General features: G+C 68.0%; 22 protein-coding genes. 10 read left to right on the top strand and 12 right to left on the bottom strand.

Annotated features, from left to right (window positions below; genetic code table 11):
• Nucleotides 1-20 precede the first annotated feature (20 nt).
• Both P7A99_RS14610 and P7A99_RS14605 read left to right on the top strand, forming a co-directional pair.
• Complete coding sequence (locus P7A99_RS14610) at nt 21-368, top strand: hypothetical protein (protein ID WP_277794546.1); 348 nt, start codon at nt 21-23, stop codon at nt 366-368.
• 96 nt (nt 369-464) lie between these two features.
• Entirely contained in the window at nt 465-818 is a 354-nt protein-coding gene (locus P7A99_RS14605; protein ID WP_277794545.1) for a PilZ domain-containing protein, read from the top strand.
• A 75-nt stretch (nt 819-893) separates the two neighbouring features.
• On the opposite strand, the gene P7A99_RS14600 is transcribed toward P7A99_RS14605, so the two are convergent.
• The 5 genes from P7A99_RS14600 to P7A99_RS14580 all read right to left on the bottom strand — a co-directional run bounded on the left by P7A99_RS14600 (nt 894) and on the right by P7A99_RS14580 (nt 8,089).
• Nucleotides 894-1,325, bottom strand: a complete 432-nt coding sequence (locus tag P7A99_RS14600; protein ID WP_058348070.1) for a helix-turn-helix domain-containing protein — start codon at nt 1,323-1,325, stop codon at nt 894-896.
• A gap of 111 nt (nt 1,326-1,436) precedes the next feature.
• Nucleotides 1,437-2,258, bottom strand: a complete 822-nt coding sequence (locus P7A99_RS14595) for an acyl-homoserine-lactone synthase (RefSeq protein WP_277794544.1) — start codon at nt 2,256-2,258, stop codon at nt 1,437-1,439.
• Nucleotides 2,259-2,531: 273 nt separating this feature from the next.
• Nucleotides 2,532-3,260 (bottom strand): helix-turn-helix transcriptional regulator, encoded by a 729-nt coding sequence (locus P7A99_RS14590; protein WP_277794543.1) that lies wholly within the window; start codon nt 3,258-3,260, stop codon nt 2,532-2,534.
• A 169-nt stretch (nt 3,261-3,429) separates the two neighbouring features.
• Nucleotides 3,430-4,953 (bottom strand): response regulator, encoded by a 1,524-nt coding sequence (locus P7A99_RS14585; RefSeq protein ID WP_277794542.1) that lies wholly within the window; start codon nt 4,951-4,953, stop codon nt 3,430-3,432.
• Between the two features lie 142 nt (nt 4,954-5,095).
• A complete protein-coding gene (locus tag P7A99_RS14580; protein ID WP_277794541.1) occupies nt 5,096-8,089 on the bottom strand; it encodes a TonB-dependent receptor in 2,994 nt (997 codons plus the stop codon).
• Between the two features lie 474 nt (nt 8,090-8,563).
• Between P7A99_RS14580 and queC the strand changes: the two genes are divergently transcribed.
• The 5 genes from queC (at nt 8,564) to P7A99_RS14555 (ending at nt 11,707) form a co-directional block, all read left to right on the top strand.
• Nucleotides 8,564-9,343 (top strand): 7-cyano-7-deazaguanine synthase QueC, encoded by a 780-nt coding sequence (gene queC / locus P7A99_RS14575; protein WP_277794540.1) that lies wholly within the window; start codon nt 8,564-8,566, stop codon nt 9,341-9,343.
• A 129-nt stretch (nt 9,344-9,472) separates the two neighbouring features.
• Nucleotides 9,473-10,105, top strand: coding sequence for a 7-carboxy-7-deazaguanine synthase (queE, locus tag P7A99_RS14570; protein WP_101719454.1), 633 nt, complete (start codon nt 9,473-9,475; stop codon nt 10,103-10,105).
• A gap of 71 nt (nt 10,106-10,176) precedes the next feature.
• Nucleotides 10,177-10,545 (top strand): 6-pyruvoyl trahydropterin synthase family protein, encoded by a 369-nt coding sequence (locus tag P7A99_RS14565; RefSeq protein WP_109099966.1) that lies wholly within the window; start codon nt 10,177-10,179, stop codon nt 10,543-10,545.
• A 226-nt stretch (nt 10,546-10,771) separates the two neighbouring features.
• On the top strand, nt 10,772-11,245 hold the full coding sequence (locus P7A99_RS14560; protein ID WP_277794539.1) for a recombinase family protein: 474 nt from the start codon (nt 10,772-10,774) through the stop codon (nt 11,243-11,245).
• A gap of 66 nt (nt 11,246-11,311) precedes the next feature.
• The gene (locus P7A99_RS14555; RefSeq protein WP_277794538.1) at nt 11,312-11,707 is read left to right on the top strand and encodes a YciI family protein; all 396 of its coding nucleotides are present in this window, start codon (nt 11,312-11,314) and stop codon (nt 11,705-11,707) included.
• Nucleotides 11,708-11,784: 77 nt separating this feature from the next.
• Here P7A99_RS14555 and P7A99_RS14550 read toward each other — a convergent pair whose 3' ends face one another.
• Nucleotides 11,785-12,018 (bottom strand): hypothetical protein, encoded by a 234-nt coding sequence (locus P7A99_RS14550; protein ID WP_277794537.1) that lies wholly within the window; start codon nt 12,016-12,018, stop codon nt 11,785-11,787.
• Between the two features lie 204 nt (nt 12,019-12,222).
• On the opposite strand from P7A99_RS14550, the gene P7A99_RS14545 reads away from it, so the two are divergent.
• Nucleotides 12,223-12,438: a hypothetical protein gene (locus P7A99_RS14545; RefSeq protein WP_277794536.1), complete on the top strand. Its 216-nt coding sequence runs from the start codon at nt 12,223-12,225 to the stop codon at nt 12,436-12,438.
• Nucleotides 12,439-12,635: 197 nt separating this feature from the next.
• On the opposite strand, the gene aroC is transcribed toward P7A99_RS14545, so the two are convergent.
• The 4 genes from aroC to argH all read right to left on the bottom strand — a co-directional run bounded on the left by aroC (nt 12,636) and on the right by argH (nt 17,102).
• The gene (gene aroC / locus P7A99_RS14540; protein ID WP_277794535.1) at nt 12,636-13,763 is read right to left on the bottom strand and encodes a chorismate synthase; all 1,128 of its coding nucleotides are present in this window, start codon (nt 13,761-13,763) and stop codon (nt 12,636-12,638) included.
• A gap of 204 nt (nt 13,764-13,967) precedes the next feature.
• Nucleotides 13,968-15,233, bottom strand: coding sequence for a diaminopimelate decarboxylase (lysA, locus tag P7A99_RS14535; RefSeq protein WP_277794534.1), 1,266 nt, complete (start codon nt 15,231-15,233; stop codon nt 13,968-13,970).
• Nucleotides 15,234-15,372: 139 nt separating this feature from the next.
• The gene (locus P7A99_RS14530) at nt 15,373-15,687 is read right to left on the bottom strand and encodes a hypothetical protein (RefSeq protein WP_277794533.1); all 315 of its coding nucleotides are present in this window, start codon (nt 15,685-15,687) and stop codon (nt 15,373-15,375) included.
• Complete coding sequence (gene argH, locus P7A99_RS14525) at nt 15,684-17,102, bottom strand: argininosuccinate lyase (RefSeq protein WP_277794532.1); 1,419 nt, start codon at nt 17,100-17,102, stop codon at nt 15,684-15,686. Before argH ends, P7A99_RS14530 begins: the two co-directional genes overlap by 4 nt.
• Between argH and P7A99_RS14520 the strand changes: the two genes are divergently transcribed.
• Together P7A99_RS14520 and P7A99_RS14515 are read left to right on the top strand one after the other, a co-directional pair.
• A complete protein-coding gene (locus tag P7A99_RS14520) occupies nt 17,103-17,723 on the top strand; it encodes a TlpA family protein disulfide reductase (protein WP_277794531.1) in 621 nt (206 codons plus the stop codon).
• Nucleotides 17,720-18,460, top strand: coding sequence for a GNAT family N-acetyltransferase (locus tag P7A99_RS14515; protein ID WP_277794530.1), 741 nt, complete (start codon nt 17,720-17,722; stop codon nt 18,458-18,460). The genes P7A99_RS14520 and P7A99_RS14515 overlap by 4 nt, the downstream gene beginning before the upstream one ends.
• A 24-nt stretch (nt 18,461-18,484) precedes the next feature.
• On the opposite strand, the gene gluQRS is transcribed toward P7A99_RS14515, so the two are convergent.
• On the bottom strand, nt 18,485-19,324 hold the full coding sequence (gluQRS, locus tag P7A99_RS14510; protein WP_277794529.1) for a tRNA glutamyl-Q(34) synthetase GluQRS: 840 nt from the start codon (nt 19,322-19,324) through the stop codon (nt 18,485-18,487).
• A 13-nt stretch (nt 19,325-19,337) separates the two neighbouring features.
• Nucleotides 19,338-19,958, bottom strand: a complete 621-nt coding sequence (locus tag P7A99_RS14505) for a TetR/AcrR family transcriptional regulator (RefSeq protein ID WP_277794528.1) — start codon at nt 19,956-19,958, stop codon at nt 19,338-19,340.
• Nucleotides 19,959-20,132 lie beyond the last annotated feature (174 nt).

The raw sequence follows: 20,132 nt of genomic DNA, 5'->3' as shown, positions 1-20,132 counted from the left end.
AAGGAAAGCGTAGTTCGATCATGTCCAGGAAGTCGTACGAGCAGCAGGGTCACGGACAGCGCCATGGGCAATCGTGGCCGGGCCTGGGCGAGGCGCCCGAGGACGCGCCCGCCGGAGCGTTCGGACGTCTCGGGGTCTCCGAGGCCGAGCTGTCGGCGCCGTCCGTGCTGCACTCGGACTTCCAGCCGCCCAGCATCCGCGCCCGCCTGCACGTGCTGTGCGCCCTCTACGCCCACACGCCGTCGCCGGCGCGCCGCCTGGAGCTGCTCGACAGCCTGGAAGGCCAGGTGCTGGAGCTGGCGCACCTGATGGCGCTGGACCTGCTGGCCAATGGCTGGCGTCCAGAGCCCGGGCGCGACGCGGCCTGACCCGTCCCCGCGTTCATCCACTGCCAAGCTTGGGTAAACGGCGGAAAAACCACCTAAAACGACGACCGATTAACCGCGCCGTGCGTTGTTGAGGTCATGTCGAGGTTTGATTCAGGCACGGGGGCCGATCGTCGCGCTGCGCCGCGCCTGAACACCAACAGGTCGGGCAAGGTGCTGTGCGGCGCCTTCGCCTGGGACTGCGTGATCAAGGACGTCTCGGACGGCGGCGCGCGCATCCTGATGCTTTCGGGCTCGACCCCGCCCGCTAGCCTGCAACTGGTCGACCTGGTCGGCGGCTTCGCCCACGACGTGAAGGTGGCCTGGCGCAAGGATCGCGAGCTGGGCGTGACCTTCCTGCGCAGCCACGACCTGCGGGGCCTCGCCCCCGCCAGCCTGCAGACCGCTAAGCGGATCTGGCTGGCGGCCCAGAGCCGGGCCAGCACCGGCTAAGGCGTCTTCCATAGAAAAAGCCTCGCCTGGGGGGAGGCGAGGCTCTTCTAAGCTTTTACTCGGTGGTCGCGAGGATCAGGCGTCGGCGCGGGCGGCTTCCTCGGCCATGGCGCGGACGAGGTCCAGCACTTGGCGACGGACGCGGCCGCGGTTGATCTTCGGGAACACTTCGGCCAGTTCCAGGCCTTCCGGCGTGGTCAGGAATTCCTGAACGACGCGTTCGGCGTGGTGGCCGACTTCGTCCTCTTCGGCGCCGCTCATCGGGTCGGCAAGGCCGTCGAAGAAGAAGGACACCGGCACCTGCAGGGTGCGGGCGATCTCATACAGTTTCGAAGCGCTGACGCGGTTGGCGCCACGCTCGTACTTCTGGACCTGCTGGAACGTCAGGCCCAGGGAATCGGCCAGTTGTTCCTGGCTCACGCCCAACAGCTTGCGACGCATACGGACTCGACCGCCGACGTGCAGATCGACCGGGTTGGGTCGCCGGCCTTCGGTTTCTTCACTCAACTTTTTCGCCTCCAACGGTTGTTTGTGTAAAATGACACGACCGGGGCGTTGGCGAAAGCCGAGCTAGGACAGGTGCGGCGCTACGTCGCTGAGGTGGAGCTTGGGCTCCGCCTAAGCGTTAAGCTGAAACTCCGGTTTCTGATCACGATGATTCCAGATCCGCCGAGCCTGGCCGCTCGCGTCGTGCAAGCGGTACAGCGCTTCTGCGGAAAGGGTTTCGTCGCGCTCCGAACCCGGAAGAATTTGGGGCGTCATAGCCCGCAGCACCTGACGCTGAACGGAGGCGAGATCGCCGAAGGCCCGCAGGTCGAGTTCGTCGACGTGATAGCCGACCGTCGATTCGATGGCGATCGATTCGCGCACCCGCTGAAGCAGTTCTCGCGACAGGAGAATTTCCGAGCCGGCGACGACACCGAACGCATAGGGGCGAGGCAGTCCGACCAGCCGGGTGTCGATCGGCGAGTTCATGATCCCGGGATAGAGGGCCATGTCGATCATGCCGACGAAGCGGGTGACGTTGTTGACCAGGGCCAGCTCCATGGCTGCGGCCCAGGCCTCGAACACGCGCGTTCCCCGACCCTGGCCTTTCTTGGCGCGATAGGCCTCGGTGGTGAACAGGCGGCTGGCTTCCCAGACGTCATGACCCTTCTTGGGCGTCTCGCCGGGAGCGATCAGGTGGGCGAACTTGTCGGCCAGCATGCAGCGGTCGTCGGTGGGCCGCAGGCGCAGGCCGACCTCGAGCTGCATGTCGTCGTCGAAGCCCAGCAGGTAGATGGCGCGGGCGTCGTCGTAGTCGTCGACCTCGCCGCCGTCGAGCACGACCAGGTCGACCCAGCCGTTCTTCTCGACGCACTGTTTGCGGCGTTCCTCGTGCATGGCCCAGAGCTGGGGCCCGTAGAGGTGGCGGTTTTCGCAGGTGATGATGTGGATCATGGCTGTCCCCCGTTCTGGACAGCCCGCATTAGGCAGTATGATCCGCCCAATCGCCGATAGGCCAAACGGCCTATGCGCGCACCGCCCCAGTCCGTGGGGGCATTACCGATGATCGGGAAAAACGCTTCTGTGCGCTGGCGCACACCCCGGCGCAAAAGGATCGCGCCAGCCCATGCCGCGCGCATGCGACGCGATAAGTCGAACACCTAACAGATGATCGGTGCACATTCAAGGTTGTGAAATTTCATATTCCAGCGTGGCGCGCGTGGGCGCTCAGCCGGCCTTCAGCAGGCCCAGTTCGCCGGCTTTCATCACCGCTTCCTGGCGCTTGACCACGCCCAGCCGCTTCTTGGCGGCCTCGATGTGGTGGTGGACGGTGCGCGGCGACAGTTCGAGGATGGCCCCGATCTCCCAGTCGGTCTTGCCGCGGCTGGCCCAGTAGAGGCACTGGGCCTGGCGTTCGGAGATCACGCCGTAGTCGGGGTTGTCGTCCTGCAATTCCCAGTGCTTGAGCATGATAGTGCCGAACACCGTGGCCAGGCTCTCGACCACGGCGCGGTTGGCCGGGTCGGTGTCGGGCGCAGCGGTCGACATGCGGATCAGCACCTCGTGGCCGGCCGGACCGAACACGCGCACGACGTAGCCGTCGTTCATGCCGAACTCCGAGGCTTCGCCCCACATGGCCTGTGCCCGCTGGTCGCCCAGCGGCTTGGCGTCGCTCCAGGCGAACGACTTGGAGGATTTCAGCAGCAGCTTGACGCAGGGATCGTGGACGACGTGACGCTCGCTCCAGTAGCGCGCGTCCCAGGTCTCGAAGTCCTGGCGCGACAGGGCCGGCGGCTCCTTGCCGTAGCGCTCGGCGTTGACCAGGGTGGCGGCGAAGCGGTCGTAGCCGAAGGCGGCCAGGGCGCGCCCGAAATGGGCTTCGACCTCGGCCGGGGCGCCGTAATGCGGCGCCTTGCTCAGGAATTCCCAAGCCTGCTGTTCGGCCGAATTCAACACGACGCTATCGTCTCCCGCTCCTCCATCAACTTAGAGGTGCTGTAACGATGGCGCCAGTAGCGGCGTCGATGTGTCGCGGGCTTTACTGAAGCCAACACTTGGCGCAACTTATCAGGGTTACGCTTTCGGGTAAGTTGAGCTGCGATCTACTGGTGCGCTGACCGGTGGATCAGGCGGCTTCCTGTTCGTCCTCGCCGCCCAGCAGGGCGCTCAGCACGATGGCCAGGCGCTCGGGCTTGATCGGCTTTTCAACCACGTCCTGCATGCCGGCGGCCAGGTAGACGGCGACGTCCTCGGGGCCGGCGTTGGCGGTCAGGGCGACGATGGGCGCGGCGCCGGCCGGGCCGGGCAGTTCGCGAATGGCGCGGGTGGCGGTCACCCCGTCCATGCGGGGCATCTTGATGTCCATCAGGATCAGGTCGAAGCGGCCGGTGCGGGCGGCCTCTACGGCTTCCACACCGTCGACCACCTGCTCGGAGGTGCAGTCGAACATCTCGCACAGCGCCTCTGCGACCATGCGGTTGGTGGCGTTGTCGTCGACGATCAGGATGTGGGCCGGGCGGGCCGAGACGCTGAGGTCCTCGTGGTCGTCGGTATCGACCTGGGCGACCGGGGCGGTGAGGGCGAAGCGCAGGGTCAGGCCGGCGCCGCGATTGGGCTCGGCGCGCACCTGGCCGCCCATCTCGCGCAGCACGCGGTGAGCCAGGGCCATGCCCACGCCCAGGGCCATCTCGGCGCGGTCGTCCATGCGGCCTTCGCCGAGCGGGTCGAACACCCGGGCCAGGCGTTCCTCGGCGGTGACGGCGGCGGCGTTGTCGCGCACGTCGCCTTCCAGGCGCAGGCGGCCGTCGTCGAGGCGGGCCCTCAGGCTGGCCTCGATGACACCGCGGCCATGGGCCAGTGCGCCGTCGATCAGGGCGTCGAACACCTGCAGCAGGCGCGAGGGGTCGACCAGGGCGGCGGCTTCGGGCTCGCCGTCGTAGGAGAACAGCAGGGTCGAGCCGCTTTCGGCGGCCCGCGGGGCCCATCGGGCCTCGACGGCGTCGGCCAGATCGCGCAGGCGGGTCGGTTCGGGCGACAGCGACAGTCCGCCGGTCGCGGCCCGATGCAGGTCCATGGCCCGGCCGAGGATCTCGCTCATGTCGCGGCTGGTGTCGCTGATGGCGCGCACGCAGGCGGCCGCGTCGGGCGCAAGGCGCTGCTGCTCCAGCCGGTCGGTGAAGGCCTGGACGCCTTCCAGGTGCAGGCCGATGTCGTGCGCCATGCGCTCGACCAGGCCCATGGCCTCGCGGGCCTCGCGCTGCTTGCGGCGGTGCGAGGCGAGCAGGGAGGCCAGGCCGCCCACGCCGACATAGTGGCCGTTCTCGTCGGTGGCGACGAAGGCGGTGCGGAAGACGGGGGTGGCGCTCTGGGCCAGTGCGTCGACGAAGACGCCAGGCTCCATCGCCACGCGCACGCTGCGCGGGTCGGGGTCCATGACCTCCGAGACGGGGCGCGCGTTCAGGTGCTCGGCGGCGACCAGCATCTGTCCGACGAAGACGTCGCGATAGACGAGGCCGATGGGCGCGCCGTCCTGCGTAACCGCCAGGGCGGCCAGGGCCGGTTCGCTCGCGAAGATCTCCAGCACCGCCCGGCAGGGGGTGTCTGGGTCGACCGGATCGCGGCGATCGATGAGGCGGGCGAGCGTTTCCATGCGGCCGGGGGGTAGGCGTCGGGGAATTCACAGATTGGACGACTTGGCCTTGCAGAGTCGTTAAGTCACAGCACTGAAAGCAAAAGGGGCGGCGGACATGTGTCCGCCGCCCCCAGTCTCGAGCCGATCCGGCCCGATCAGGTCACCAGGTCTTGGTCAGGCTGACCCCGTAGAGGCGGGGTTCCAGAGTGTAGACGTTGGTGAACAGGCCCGAGGTGTCGTCGGTGGTGTAGGCGTCGGTGATCGGCGTCTTGTTCAGCAGGTTCTTCACATAGGCGTCGATCGACAGGCCCAGCTCCGGCTTTTCGATCTTCAGCGTCAGGTTGACGTTCTCCCAGGATTTCAGCCGGTCGTACTCGGTGTTGTAGATGCGGGCGTACTGTTCGCTCTGGCGGTAGTAGTCGCCGCGCAGGGTGGCGGCCCAGCCGGACGACAGGTCCCAGGTGTATTGGGCGCCCAGCGACAGGGTCCAGTGCGGCGAGTTGGGCAGTTCATTGCCGGTCAGGTCGGCGGCGCGGCCGTCGATCGAGGCGCCGGCGGCGTAGTTGTAGAGGCCCACATTGTTGGCCAGGGTGTTGGCCGTCAGGGCCACGGTGACCAGGCCCGTGGCCTGGGCGGGGGTGAAGCCCTGCGAAATCAGGGCCCCGGCCAGGGTCGAGGCCCCGGCCGCCGGGCCGCCGGCCGCCGCCAGGATGGTCTGCACCGCCGTGGCCTGTGCCGCGGTCAGGCCCGCCCCGCCCGAAGCGGTGGGCAGGGTGTAGAGGGTGTTGGCCAGGTTGCTGTAGTAGCTGCTGGTGCCGGTGCCGGGGCCAGCGCAGGCCAGCGGCAGGGTGCCGCCCAGACCCGCTCCGATGATCGTGGCCACGCCGGCGGTGGTCAGCACGCAGTTGCTGCCCAGCGCCGCGGTCGGCCGGGCGGCCTTGACCAGGGTCAGGGCCGGGTCGCCCTGGGTGCGGTTCATGACGTCGATCGAGCTGACGCCCTTGCCGATCTCGGTGTTCAGATAGCCGACATTGGCGTTCAGGCGCAGGCCCTTGACCGGCTGCCACAGGGTTTCCAGTTCCACGCCCCAGACCTTGGCGTCGATGTTCTCGTTGACCGAGGTGCGGTTGACGATCTTCGAGATCTGGTAGCCCTGGTAGTCGTAGTAGAAGCCGGTGGCGTTCAGCAGCAGGCTGCCGCCCAGCAGGGTGTTCTTGGCCCCGATCTCGTAGGCGTTGACGAACTCCGGCTGGTAGGTCGCCGCCACGCCCGCCACGCCGATGGCCCCCGGCGGGTTGGCGCCGCCGCCCTTGTAGCCCTTGGAATAGAAGGCATAGAGCAGGGTCTCGTCGGTGAACGGCAGGCTGGCCTTGTAGTCGAAGCCCAGGCGCCCGGTCAGTTCCTTGAAGTCCGACTTCTGCTGCGCCGGCGTGCCGGTGATCAGGCCGTAGCCGGGGGCGAGCAGGGCGGTCGAGATGTTGTCCGAGGTCTTCTTGTCGCGGGTCTGGCGCAGGCCCAGGGTGAACTTCAGATCCTCGCTGGCCTGCCAGTAGACCTCGCCGAACAGGGCCGTGGCCTTCAGGTGATAGGGCGTGCGGTTGTCGAAGTAGTTGTGGCCCTCGCCGGTTGGGTTGGCCGAGGTGTCGATCCCGATGCAGTTGGCCGTGGTCAGCGGATTGCAGTTCGGGTTGCCGGTGTTCTGGAAGTTCAGCGCCAGGGCCGAGATCGTCAGGCCGTTTGAGACCACGTAGTAGTCGGTGACGCCGCGATAGTCGAAATAGATGCCGCCGATGTTGAAGTTGATCGGCCCGTCGAAGGCCGACTGCAGGCGGAACTCCTGGCTGATCTGCTTGGCGTTGGATTTGGAGATGTCGTAGGTCAGGAAGGTGTTGGCCGTCCCGGTCTGCGGATCGGTGAAGTTGCCGCCCGGCGTCAGGGCTGTGCTGTTGAACGTGCCCGGCGAGATGTTCCGGAAGTAGTCCTGCTTGGAATAGATGTCGCTGGTGGTGATCGAGCTCAGCGACGTGAAGGTCAACTGGTCGGTCAGGTCGTAGGCGAAGTTGAACTGGTAGTTGTCCGAGGTCGACCGGTAGATCGGGTCGAAGCGGGTCTCGATCTCGCGCAGGTCGCGGGTGACCGTGTCGCCGGCGTTGAGGTCGCCGCTGGTGAAGCCCACCAGGTTGCCCAGGACGCCGTAGAGCGTGCCGGACGTGTTGACCGTGCCGTAGGCGGCGTTGGTGTAGAGGCTGGCCGAGGCGCAGCCCTGGGTCAGGTAGCGGCGCGCCGTGCCGGTGGCGACGCCGCCGACCGTGGCCGGGCCGTCGTCCTTGGTGCAGAGCTGCTTGCCGATGCGGGCGCGGTTGTCGTCTTCCTTGAAGTGCTCCCACATCAGGTTGACGCGCAGGCGCTCGTTCGGGTTCACCGCCAGGCTGACCCGCGTGGAATAGAGGTCGCGATCGTCGACCTTGTTGTTGTTGAAGGTGTTGGTGACGAAGCCGTCGCGCTGGATCATCGCACCGGCGATGCGCAGGGCCATCTTCTCCTCGACGATCGGGATGTTGACCGTTCCTCGCAGGCGTTTGCTGTCATAGTTGCCGTATTCGGCGCGCAGCAGCCCTTCGAAGCGATCCGTCGGCTTGGCCGTGATGATGTTGACGACGCCGCCGGTGGCGTTGCGGCCATACAGCGTGCCTTGCGGGCCGCGCAGCACTTCCACCCGCTCGACGTCGTAGAACTCGGCCTCGAACAGGTTGCTGGCCTGCAGCGGGGCGTTGTTGAGGTGCACGCCGACGCCGTTGTCGGCCGAGACGCCGACGCCCTTGGAGCCGATGCCGCGGATCTGGAAGTTGAAGCTGTTGGTGAAGTTGCTCTTGCCGAAGCTGACGTTCGGAATGGCCTGCTGCAGGTTGGGGCCGCCGTCGATCTTCTGGGCTTCCAGGCTGTCCTGGCTGAAGGCCGAGACCGCGATCGGCACGTCCTGGAGGGCTTCCTCCTTCTTCTGGGCGGTGACGACCAGTTCCTCGATCACGTTGTCGGAGGCCGGCTTGGCCGGAACCTGAGTCTGGGCGAAGGCGGCCGGAGCGGCCACGGCGGTCAGAACGGCGGCGGAAGCGCCCATAGCCAGAAGGCGCCGCAAGCGCGGAGTCTGCGTCATTCGAAATCCCTCCCTGGACGCGATGACGCCTTGTGGGCGGCCCCTATCCGCGTCCCGTTGTTTCCTCGTCGCCGCACGTTTTCATTGTCGTATCTCCGTTGCGGAGATCGGCGCGCAGGTGTCCGGCAGACCTGCTTCGGCTTTGCGAGATTGCATACTTGCGTTCTTTAGCTGTCAACTGGCGGCGCTGTAAGTAAACGGCGATAGGTTACGGCTTTTCACTTTCCGCAACGTCAATCAATTGTTCCGAGTCAGCGTTTTCGCCGAAATTAGAAAAACGGGTGTATCGCCTGACCTTAGGTCAAGCGTGCGGATGGGCTGAATACAGCGAGGAAATCCGCTCCCCCACGGCGCGTATCTTGGCCTATTCCCGTAAAAGGTACAGCGCAAAACGATGTTCCGCGACCGCCGTCGCCCGTGGCGACAGGCGCACCGCCGTTCCAGCCGAAGCCAAGGTCGTGTAGAGGAGCGGGCATGTCCGCATCACTCACGCCTTCCGCGCCCTCCGGCGCCGCCCTGGTGCTGTTCTCCGGCGGCCAGGACTCCAGCGTCTGCCTGGCCTGGGCGCTCGAGCGCTATGCTCGCGTCGAGACCCTGGGCTTCGACTACGGCCAGCGTCACTCGGTCGAGATGGAGGCCCGCCAGGCCGTCCGTCACCAGGTCGCCGCCCGCTTCCCACATTGGGCCGACCGCCTGGGCGAGGACCATGTCCTGGACATCAAGAGCTTCGGCGCCGTCGCTCAGTCGGCCCTGACCGCCGATCGCGCCATCGAGATGACCGAGCGCGGCCTGCCGTCGACCTTCGTGCCCGGCCGCAACCTGGTGTTCCTGATCTACGCCGCGGCCCTGGCCGACCGCCGGGGCATCGACGCCCTGGTCGGCGGTATGTGCGAGACCGACTTCTCGGGCTATCCCGACTGCCGTCGCGACACGCTGGACGCCATGCAGAGCGCCATGAACCTGGGCATGGATCGCAATTTCCGCGTCGAGACGCCGCTGATGCACCTGACCAAGGCGCAGACCTGGGCCCTGGCCAAGCAGCTGGGCGGCGAGGACCTCGTCGACCTGATCGTGGTCGAGAGCCACACCTGCTACCAGGGCGAACGCGGCGAGCTGCATCCGTGGGGCCATGGCTGCGGCGAATGCCCGGCCTGCGAGCTGCGCGAGAAGGGCTATGCCGAGTGGGATGCGGCTGGGCGCTTTCCGCTTCCTTCTCCCCTTGCGGGAGAAGGTGGCGGCGAAGCCGTCGGATGAGGGGTCTCTCAAACCGATGACGCCGCGCCCGATCGTTCCGCCCCACGCGGCGGATATCGCCATCAACCCCTCACCCGACGGTCCTTCGGACCGCCACCCTCTCCCGCAAGGGGAGAGGGGAGGTCTTCGATGACCTATTCCGTCAAAGAGATCTTCCTGACCTTGCAGGGCGAAGGCGGCCAGGCGGGCAAGGCGGCCGTGTTCTGCCGCTTTTCGGGCTGCAACCTGTGGACCGGCCGCGAGCAGGACCGCGCCAAGGCTGTCTGCACCTTCTGCGACACCGACTTCGTGGGTACGGACGGTGAGGGCGGCGGCAAGTTCGCCACCGCCGACGCCCTGGCCGATGCGGTCGAGGCCGCCTGGACCGGAGGCCCGGACGACCGGCTGGTGGTCTGCACCGGCGGCGAGCCGCTGCTGCAACTGGACGCGGCCATCGTCGAGGCCCTGCATGCGCGTGGCTTCCAGATCGCCATGGAAAGCAACGGCACCCTGCCGGCCATCGACGGCATCGACTGGATCTGCGTCAGCCCCAAGGCCGACGCCCCGGTGGTGCAGACCTCGGGCCAGGAGCTGAAGCTTGTCTTCCCGCAGGAGAAGGCCATGCCCGAGCGCTTCGAGGACATGGATTTCGAGCGTTTCTATCTCCAGCCTATGGACGGCCCGGACCGCGACAGGAACACGCAATTGGCCGTCGCCTATTGCCTTGCCCACCCCAAATGGCGTTTAAGCGTCCAGACACACAAGTATCTCGGCCTGCCCTGATGGATAGGGCGCTCGGTTTGGTGACAGGACCGCGCGCTAGAGCCTCCCAGGCCTAGTCATAAAAGAAGTCCATGTCCGAACCCGTCTTCGAGATCACGAAGGCCGCGCATTTCGATGCGGCCCACTACATTGAGCAAGGCCCCGGCGATCACCGCTATCGCCGCCTGCACGGCCACTCGTTCCGCGTCGAGGCCAGCGTGAAGGGCGTCATGCAGCCCGCCGGCTGGGTCGCCGACCTCGAGAGCCTGGACGTCGCCCTGAAGGCGGTGGCCACCGAGCTCGACCACGGCCTGCTCAACGACCGCCCCGGCCTGGAAAGCCCGACGCTGGAGCGGATCTGCCTCTATTTCGCCGAGCGCCTGAAGCCGCAGTTCCCCGGGCTGTCGCGCGTGGTGCTGTCGCGCCCGACCATCGGCGAGAGCTGTGCGCTGACGCTTTAGATTTCAGGGAACCTCCCCCTGTGGGGGAGGAGGCCGAAGGCCGGTGGGGGGAAGTTTTCAGCGTCCACCGCGTCGGCCGATTTCGAAAATGCTCCCCCCACCGATCGTTGCGCGATCGCCTCCCCCAAAGGGGGAGGTTCCTCGTCGTCGCGTTCGTTTATCCCCGACTTTGACGCCGTCGCCCCTTTCGCGGCGGCGCGGAGTTCGCCACACACGCGCCATGCGCATGATCGGCTACTTCCGGGTCCCGCCCGTTCGGGGCGCGACCTTCGACGGACCCCTGGCGGAAAAGCTGACGGCGGCCGGCTGCGAGGCGCTGCATCACGACGCCTGCTACGCCCTGGCCGTGCACAAGCCGGGCCTGGAGGCGGCGATCGCCTCGGCCAAGCCGGGCGACCTGCTGGTGGTTCCCAGCCTGCACGCCTTCGCCGCCCATATCGTCGACCTGCTACAGGTCATGGGCAAGCTTCAGGCCGCCGGCATCTATCTGATGAGCTTGAGCGAGGGCGTCGACACCCGCATGCCCGGCGGCTTCTTCCCGGTCTGCGCCCAACTGCTGCAATTCAACGACCAGACCCGGATGGTGCGCACCGCCGAGGAGAAGATCGTCCGCCTGGGCCGTCCGCGTCCCAAGCCGGCCGAGGCTGTGATCGACGAGCCTGCGTCGGAAACGGTCGCAGAGCCGCCGCCCGAGGCCTGAAGGGCTCTTTCCACAGAACGACGGTCGCGATACCCCTGCGTCACCGAATGACCCGGGAGGCCCGCCGTGCTCTACGCCATCCTCTGCTACAACGATCAGGATCTGGTTTCCGGCTGGACCAAGGCCGAGGACGAGGCGGTGATGGCCAACCTCTCTGTTGTCCACAACCGGCTCTATGCCGAGGGCAAGCTGGGGCCGGCCGGGCGCCTGGGCTTCACCGGCTCGGCCAAGACCCTGGTCAAGGGCCAGGAGCCGCCAGTGGTGATGGACGGCCCCTACGCCGAGACCAAGGAAGCCATGCTCGGCTTCTACATCGTCGACTGCGTCTCGATGGACGAGGCGCTCGACGTGGCCCGCGCCCTGGGCGAGGCCAATCCGACCGGCGCCTACGAGATCCGTCCGCTGTCGCTCTACCTGCAAGGCGTGGCCGTGGGCGGCCAGGTCCCGCAAGCGGCGGAGTAGCCCCCATCAGTCGCTTCGCGTCAGTTCCCCCCCGAGGGGGAGGTTGCGCGGAGGACCGGAGGGATAGCGCGAAGCGCCTATCCGTCCCGCTGGGCCTTCTTCCATTCGCGGAACTCGCGCTTTTCGCGGTCCTTCTTGCTTTCGCCCGGGATGATGGCCTTGCCGGTCCCGACGGCGACCTTGCCGGCCGTGCCGACCACGGCTCCGGTCGCGCCGACGACGGCGCCCCCGGCCGCGACGGCCAGGCAGCCCTGGGCGCCGGCGGCGATCGCCAGCAGGAGGGGAACGAGAAGCAGGCGGGAGGCGCGCATGAAGGGAACTCACGGAACGAAGGTTCGTGTGTTGTAACCGATCAAAGGTTTACGATCTCCGCGACCGTAAGACGCTGTCGGCCGGCCGACATTTCTTGTGGCGAAATTGCGTCAGCTTGCCTGCATTAATATTCGTAAACAAAAAAATCAGGAACGAGTTCGAAAGTTCGATGGTTCAGCTGTCGAATGATCGAGACCTGACCGATGCCCCGCCGCGAAGACATGATCAAGCAAGAGGCCCAGGCGCTGTGGCGAGAGCTGCGCGGCGAGCCGGTTCCCGACCTCAGCGGTTCGGAACTGCTGGACATGATCTGCGGCGGCGCGGACATCGCCGACTACGACCGCGTTCAGTCGCCCTTCCTCAGATCATCGATGATCACCCGCCCGGAAGACTGGCGCGAGCGGAGAGGGCGCGGGTAGGGATCCCCCTCAGTCGCTCCGCGACAGCTTCCCCAGAGGAGGAGCATTTCAGGATCCTCCCCCTCTGGGGGAGGTGGCCCAGAGGGCCGGAGGGGGGACGTTTTCAGCTACCGGAGCGTGGGACTGTTATCCTCCACTCCCCCCACCGATCGCTCACGCGATCGCCTCCCCCACGGGGGAGGTTCACAGCTTCGTCCTCAGACCCGCTCGCCGCCGCCGCCCGGCAGGAAGGCGCCGCCGCCTGTCTGGGCGCGATGGCGCAGGAAGGCGTCGGCCAGCACGCAGGCGGTCATGGCTTCCACCACCGGCACGCCGCGAATGCCCACACAGGGGTCGTGGCGGCCCTTGGTGCGCAGGTCGATCTCCTCGCCGGCCTCGTTGAGGGTCTGGCGGGGGATCAGGATCGAGGAGGTGGGCTTGAAGGCCACACGGGCCACGACCGGCTGGCCGGTCGACAGGCCGCCCAGCACGCCGCCGGCGTGGTTGGACAGGAACTCAGGCTCGCCGTTCGGGCCAAGGCGCATCATGTCGGCGTTGTCCTCGCCGGTCAGGGCGGCGCTGTCGAAGCCTTCGCCGATCTCGACGCCCTTGGCGGCGTTGATCGACATCAGGCCCGCGGCCAGTTCCGCGTCGAGCTTGCCGTACAGCGGCGCGCCCCAGCCGGCCGGCACGCCGGTCGCCTCGACCTCGACCACAGCGCCGGTCGAGGAGCCGGCCTTGCGGATCTTCTCCAGGTGCTCTTCCCACACCGGGATGATCGCGGCGTCCGGCGACCAGTAGGGGTTTTCCTCGGTCTGGGCCCAGTCCCAGTTCGCGCGGTCGATCTTGTAGGGCCCGATCTGCACCAGGGCCGCGCGCACGGTGACGCCCGGGATCACCAGCCGCGCCACGGCGCCGGCCGCCACCCGCGCGGCCGTCTCGCGGGCCGAGCTGCGGCCGCCGCCGCGATAGTCGCGCACGCCGTACTTGGCGAAATAGGGATAGTCGGCGTGACCGGGGCGGAAGGCCTGGGCGATCTCGCCATAGTCCTTGGAGCGCTGGTCGGTGTTCTCGATCATCAGACTGATCGGTGTGCCCGTCGTGCGCTGGCCGCCGGTGCGCTCGTCCTCGAACACGCCCGACAGGATGCGCACGGCGTCCGGCTCCTGGCGCTGGGTGACGAACTTGCCGTTGCCCGGACGGCGCTTGTCGAGGAAGCCCTGGATCATCTCGGCCGTCAGCAGGATGCCCGGAGGTACGCCGTCGACGACGCAGCCGAGGGCGGGCCCGTGGCTCTCGCCCCAGGTGGTGACGCGGAACAGGTGACCGAAGGTGTTGTGCGACATGGCGAGGCTTCTAGCCCAAAGGGCGTTTGGGGGCGAGACTTTGCGGGCGGCGAGGCCCAACGGTCTCCAATCGGCAAGAACTTGCCGCCGTGCGTGGTCCTCGTCCTTCGACAGGCTCAGGATGAGGACCAGGGCCGGCGCTGCGGACCAGTAGAAAACCTCACCCTGAGCTTGTCGAAGGACGAGGTTTTCGGATCCGAGATCCTACACCCACTCCGGAATCAGGTCCCGGGCCAGCATCTCGTCATAGGTCGGGCGCTTGCGGATCACGGCGTAGCGGTCGCCATCGACCAGCACCTCGGGGATCAGCGGACGGGTGTTGTACTCGCTGGCCATGGCCGAGCCGTAGGCGCCGGCCGACATGAAGGCCACCAGATCGCCCGGGCCGAACGGCGGCAGGGCGCGGTCGCGGGTGAAGGTGTCGCCGGTCTCGCAGACCGGGCCGACCACGTCGTAGACGCTCTCGCCCGTCTTGGCGTGAACGGGGCGGATGTCGTGGAAGGCGTCGTACATGGCCGGACGCACCAGGTCGTTCATGGCCGCGTCGATGACCAGGAACTTGCGGCCTTCCGGACGCTCGTGGACGTGGATCACTTCGGAAACCATCACGCCGGCGTTGGCGGCGATGACGCGGCCCGGCTCGAAGGCCAGCTTCACCGGCAGGCCCTTGGTCACCTCGGCGACCATGGCGGCGAAGGCGGACGGGGGCGGGGGCTCGGGGTGATTGAAATAGGGCACGCCCAGGCCGCCACCCAGATCCAGGCGCTCGATCGACAGGCCCTCGCCGATCAGTTGCTCGACCAGGCCCCGCATCTTGGTGAAGGCCGCGCGCATGGGCTCGAGGTCGGTGATCTGGCTGCCGATGTGGCAGGCGACGCCGATGGGGTCGAGGGCGGCGTTGTTGCTGGCGTTCGCATACAGGCGGGCGGCCTCGGCGAACGACACGCCGAACTTGTTCTCCGACTTGCCGGTGGCGATCTTGGCGTGACCGCCGGCCGCGACGTCGGGATTGACCCGGAAGGCGATCTTGGCCCGCACGCCCAGTTCGGCGGCGACGGCGGCGATCAGCTCCATCTCCGGCTCGGACTCGACGTTGATCTCGGCGACGCCGGCCTTCAGGGCGAAGGCGATCTCCTCGCGCTTCTTGCCGACGCCCGAGAACACGATGCGCTCGGCCGGGATGCCGGCGGCCAGGGCGCGACGGACCTCGCCTTCGGACACCGTGTCGGCGCCGGCGCCCAGGTCGCCCAGCACCTTCAGCACGGCCACGTTCGAGTTGGCCTTCACCGCGTAGGCCACCAGCGGGTCGACGACCCCGGCCTTGACCAGGGCGTCGCGGAACACGGTGAAGTGCCGCTCCAGGGTGGCGCGGGAATAGACGTAGACGGGCGTGCCGACCTCGGCCGCGATCCTGGCCAGGGGGACGCCTTCGCAGGCCAGGCCCTCGGGGCCGTATTCGAAGTGGTTCACGTTCAGACCTTCCGGGGACCGGCCGCATCGGCGGGTCCGCCCTCGTCCTTCGACAGGCTCAGGATGAGGACTAATGCAATGTGTTCGACACGGGACCCTCACCCTGAGCTTGTCGAAGGGCGAGGGGCCCGCGCTAAGGCTAGTTCGGCGTCGAGGACGGGAAGCCCGCGGCGGACGGGCCGCCGAACGGGTCGGACGGCGCGCTGCGCAGCGGGGCCGCACGGGTGGTGCGGTTGCTCGACGCCGGGTCGATGTTCTCCTGCGTGCCGTTCGGGCGGGCCGGCTGGTTGGCGCGGGCCGAGGCTTCGCGGCGCTTGGAGGCTTCGGCGGCCTTCTTCTCGGGGCCCCACAGCGGCGCGGGGCGCTCCAGCTGAGCCTGCTTGCCGCAGGCGGAGAGGGCGGCGCCGGTCAGGCCCAGGGCGGCGATGGCGATCAGGGTGGCGGGACGGATCATGCCAGGGTTTCCTTCCAACGCGCGATCTGGGCGCGCACCTGGGCGGGGGCGGTCCCGCCATAGCTCATGCGGCTGGCCGCCGAGGCGGCTGGGGTGAGGACGGCGTAGACCCCGTCGGTGATCCGCGGTTCGATGGCCTGGAACTCGGCCAGCGACAGCTCGGCCAGATCCACGCCCTTGGTTTCGGCAGCCTTCACGGCCGAGCCTGTCACGTGGTGAGCGTCACGGAAAGGCATGTTCAGTTCGCGCACCAGCCAGTCGGCCAGATCGGTGGCGGTCGAGAAGCCGGCGCCGGCGGCGGCGGCCATCTTGTCGGTGTTCGGGATCAGGTCGGCGATCATGCCGGCCATGGCCAGAAGGGACAGTTCCAGGGCGTCGAAGGCCTCGAAGGTCGGGACCTTGTCCTCCTGCATGTCCTTCGAATAGGCCAGCGGCAGGCCCTTCATGACCACGGTCAGGGTGGTCAGGCTGCCCAGGATGCGGCCGACCTTGGCGCGGATCAGCTCGGCCGCGTCGGGGTTCTTCTTCTGCGGCATGATCGAGCTGCCGGTCGTGAAGGCGTCGGTCAGCTTGATGAAGCCGAACATCGGCGTCGTCCACAGCACGATCTCTTCGGCTAGGCGCGACAGGTGCGTGGCGGTGATCGAGGCGGCCGACAGGGCTTCCAGGGCGAAGTCGCGCGAGGAGACGCTGTCCAGCGAGTTGGCGGTGGGGCGATCGAAGCCCAGCGAGGCGGCCGTCTGGTGGCGGTCGATCGGGAAGGGCGAACCGGCCAGGGCGGCCGCGCCCAGCGGGCACTCGTTCATGCGGGCGCGGGCGTCGCGGAAGCGGCCGGCGTCGCGGCCGAACATCTCGACATAGGCCATCAGGTGGTGGCCGAAGGTCACCGGCTGGGCCGGCTGCAGGTGGGTGAAGCCCGGCATCAGGGCGTCGGCATAGGTCTCGGCCTGGGCCAGCAGGGCCTTCTGAAGTTCGACCAGCTGGGCGGCCGAGCGGTCGGCGGCGTCGCGCACCCACAGGCGGAAGTCGACGGCCACCTGGTCGTTGCGCGAGCGGGCGGTGTGCAGCCGGCCGGCCGTCGGGCCGATCAGCTCGCGCAGCCGCGCCTCGATGTTCATGTGGATGTCTTCGTATTCGTCGCGGAACGGGAAGGTCCCGGTGGACAGCTCGTCCTCGATCCTGGCCAGGCCTTCGAGGATTTCCTCGCCGTCGCTGCTTGCAATGACGCCCTGGCTGATCAACATCCGCGCGTGGGCGCGGCTGCCCGCCAGGTCTTGCGCCCAAAGGCGCTTGTCGAAGCCGATGGAGACGTTGATCGCCTGCATCAGCTCGGCCGGCTTGGCCGAGAACCTGCCGCCCCACATGGCTTGGCCCTGGCCGTTCGCGGCGGGCGTTTTGGAGGCGTTGTCGGTCATATGAGCGAAGTCCAGTCGGGTGGGCCGCAAAAGCGCGACGGTCTGAAATGGGCGATCGGCGCCGTCATGCTCGTCGGCGTCGTCGCGGTCCTATACGTCATCGCCCAGGCTTCGTTCAAACCCGCAGAGCTCGCCGACCTCAAGGAATTCAAGAAGGGGTCGTTAGCCAAGCTGGACGTGCCGGCCCAGCCGCGCGCCGCGCCGGCCACGGTCTTCACCGACATGGACAACCAGCCCCACACCCTGGCCGACTTCAAGGGCCAGGTCGTGGTCATGAACCTGTGGGCCACCTGGTGCGCGCCCTGCAAGAAGGAGATGCCCACTCTGGCCAAGCTGGCGGCCGCCTACGCGACCCAGCCGGTGAAGGTGCTGCCGATCAGCGTCGACCGCGACAGCGACGTCAACCTGATCCAGGCCGAGATGGCCGCCAACCGGCCGCTCGTCTCGTTCCGCGACAAGTCCTACAAGATGTCGTTCGACCTCCAGCCGCGCGCCGCCGGCTATCCGACCACGGTGATCTACGACAAGCAGGGCCGTGAGCGGGCCCGCATCTCCGGCGAGGCCGACTGGTCCAGCCCCGAGGCCCGCGGCCTGGTCGAAGCCCTGCTGAAAGAGAAATGAGCCCCGACGTCCTCGAGCCTATCGCCGACGTCGCCTGGCCCGCGCGGGAGCGCGAGCGCCTGGGCGGCTGGCGGCTGAACGCCACCGACGGCTTCTCGCTGCGCATCAACGCCTGCTGGCCGCTGGGCGAGCCGGACCGCGACGCCGAGGCGGCCATCGACGCGGTCGAGGCCTTCTATGGCCTGCGCGGGCTGCCGGTGCGCTTCAAGCTGACCGACGGGGCGACGGCGCCGGCCGACCTGGCCGACCGCCTGGCGGGCCGGGGCTATGCGTCGCATGGCGAGACCTTGGTCATGACCGGCCCGGTCGCCGGCCTGGCCGATCCGGAGGTCGAGCTGTCGGCCACGCCCGATCCCGACTTCGAGGCCCTGCTGGTCGCTTCGGCCAAGGGTAACGCCGCCGACGCCAATGAGCGGTTGCAGGCTCTGGGCCGGATCCCGGCGCCGGCCCGGTTCGCCCGCCTGACCGTGGATGGCCGCACGGTCGCCCTCGGCGCCTGCGCCGTCAACGACGGTGCGGTGGGGATCTTCGGCATGCGTACCGATCCGGACTTCCGCCGTCGCGGCCTGGCCCGCCGGGTGCTCGACGCTCTGCTCGCCGAGGCGGACGTTCTGGGCGCGCGCACGGCCTATCTGCAGGTCGAGGCCGCCAACGCCCCGGCCATCGCCCTCTATGCGGCGCGTGGGTTTTCGACGGCCTATCGCTATCGGTACTGGAGCCGGCCCGCCCGCGATTGACGCCGGGGGCGTGATGGCGGCCGCCTAGAAGCCCATTTCAGCCCGCAGCGCATCCGGGGTCATGCCGGCGGCGCGCAGTTCCCGCAGGGTCTGGGCCTTGTCGCGCTTGGCGTAGCGCTTGCCGTCGGGGCCGGTCAGCAGCCGGTGGTGGCGATAGGTCGGCGTCGGCAGGCCCAGCAGCGCCTGAAGCAGCCGCTGGATATGGGCGGCCTCGAACAGGTCGACGCCCCGGATCACGTGGCTGATGCCTTGCAGGGCGTCGTCCAGCACCACGGCCAGGTGATAGGCGACGCCGACGTCCTTGCGGGCCAGGACGATGTCGCCGGCCGTCTCGGGCCGCGCGGCGATCCGGCCGGTCTCGCCGTCGGGGCCCGCGCCCTCTTCGACGAAGGCCAGATCGCCGAAGCCGCCCAGCGCCTGTTCGGCGGCATCGAGCGACAGCCGCCAGGCGAAGGCCTCGCCGCGCGCCAGACGTTCGGCTTCCTCGGCCTGCGGCAGGGGCGCGCCGCGATAGGGGGCGGCCGGCTCGTGCGGGGCGCGGCCGATGTCGAGCTCCTTGCGGGTCTTGAAGCAGCGATAGACGAGACCGCGTTCGCGCAAGGCCTCGATGGCGGCGTGGTAGTCGGCCAGGTGCTCGGACTGGCGGCGGACCGGCTGTTCCCAGGAAAGGCCCAGCCAGGCCAGGTCCTCGAGAATCGCCGAGTCGTATTCGGGGCGGCTGCGGGTGGCGTCGATGTCCTCGATGCGCAGCACGAAACGGCCGCCGGCCTGCCGTGCGGCCTGAAAGGCCGTCAGCGCCGAGAACGCGTGGCCGCGATGCAGGTAGCCGGTCGGGGAGGGGGCGAAGCGGGTGGCGAAAGTCATTCGCGGGGCGAGGTCATCCGCGATCGAACTTGGCGAACATGCCCAGGTGGTCGAACACGGCCTTGAGGAAGGCCTCCTCGCCGCCGAGCAGGGCCTTGAGGCTTTCGAACTGCTTGAAGCCGCTCATTTCCGCCAGGCCGTGACCGGCGCACCAGGCGGCGATCGTGGCCAGTTCGAGGTCGATCTCGGAGACGCCGTCGCCGGCCGCGTGGGCGATGGTGTTGCGCACCTGGCAGTAGGCGCCTTCCTCCTTCATCTGGTCGGGAAGGGCGTCCTTGTCGCGCGAGCAGTCGTACATCACGCGGTAGAGTGCGGGGTTGTCGCGGGCGAAGGTCACGTAGGCCACGCCCAGGCTGGTCATCCGCCGGCGGTCGTCGTCGCTGTCCTGGCGGGCCTTCATCAGGGCCGCGTCGAGCGCCACCCAGCCTTCGTGGGCCACCGCGTCGAGCAGTTGGCCCTTGTCCTTGAAGTGGTGGTAGGGCGCGGCGGGGCTGACGCCGGCCTCGCGCGCCACGGCTCGCAGCGACAGGGCGGCCGGGCCGTCGGTCTCCAGGATCCGGCGGGCGGCCTCGACGAGGGCGCGGCTCAGATCGCCGTGGTGATAGGGGCGGGCTTCGGGCTGGGCGAGAGTCATCGGGGCGCACTCTATCCCTTACGTAGGGAAAATCCATCCAAGCAGCGTCAAGATATCTTGACGTCGCTAAGATCCATGTTATCTAAGCGTTGTTCAGATGGATCGGCCATCAAGAGACCGCCACTGAGCCACGCCGGCCGAGGGGGTCGGCGCGCAACCAACTGCAAGGATGTG

This window comes from Caulobacter endophyticus (assembly GCF_029543245.1).
GTDB classification, from domain to species: domain Bacteria; phylum Pseudomonadota; class Alphaproteobacteria; order Caulobacterales; family Caulobacteraceae; genus Caulobacter; species Caulobacter endophyticus_A.
The sequence above is the reverse complement of the archived record's forward strand: the minus strand, read 5'-3'. Positions and strand labels throughout refer to the sequence as shown.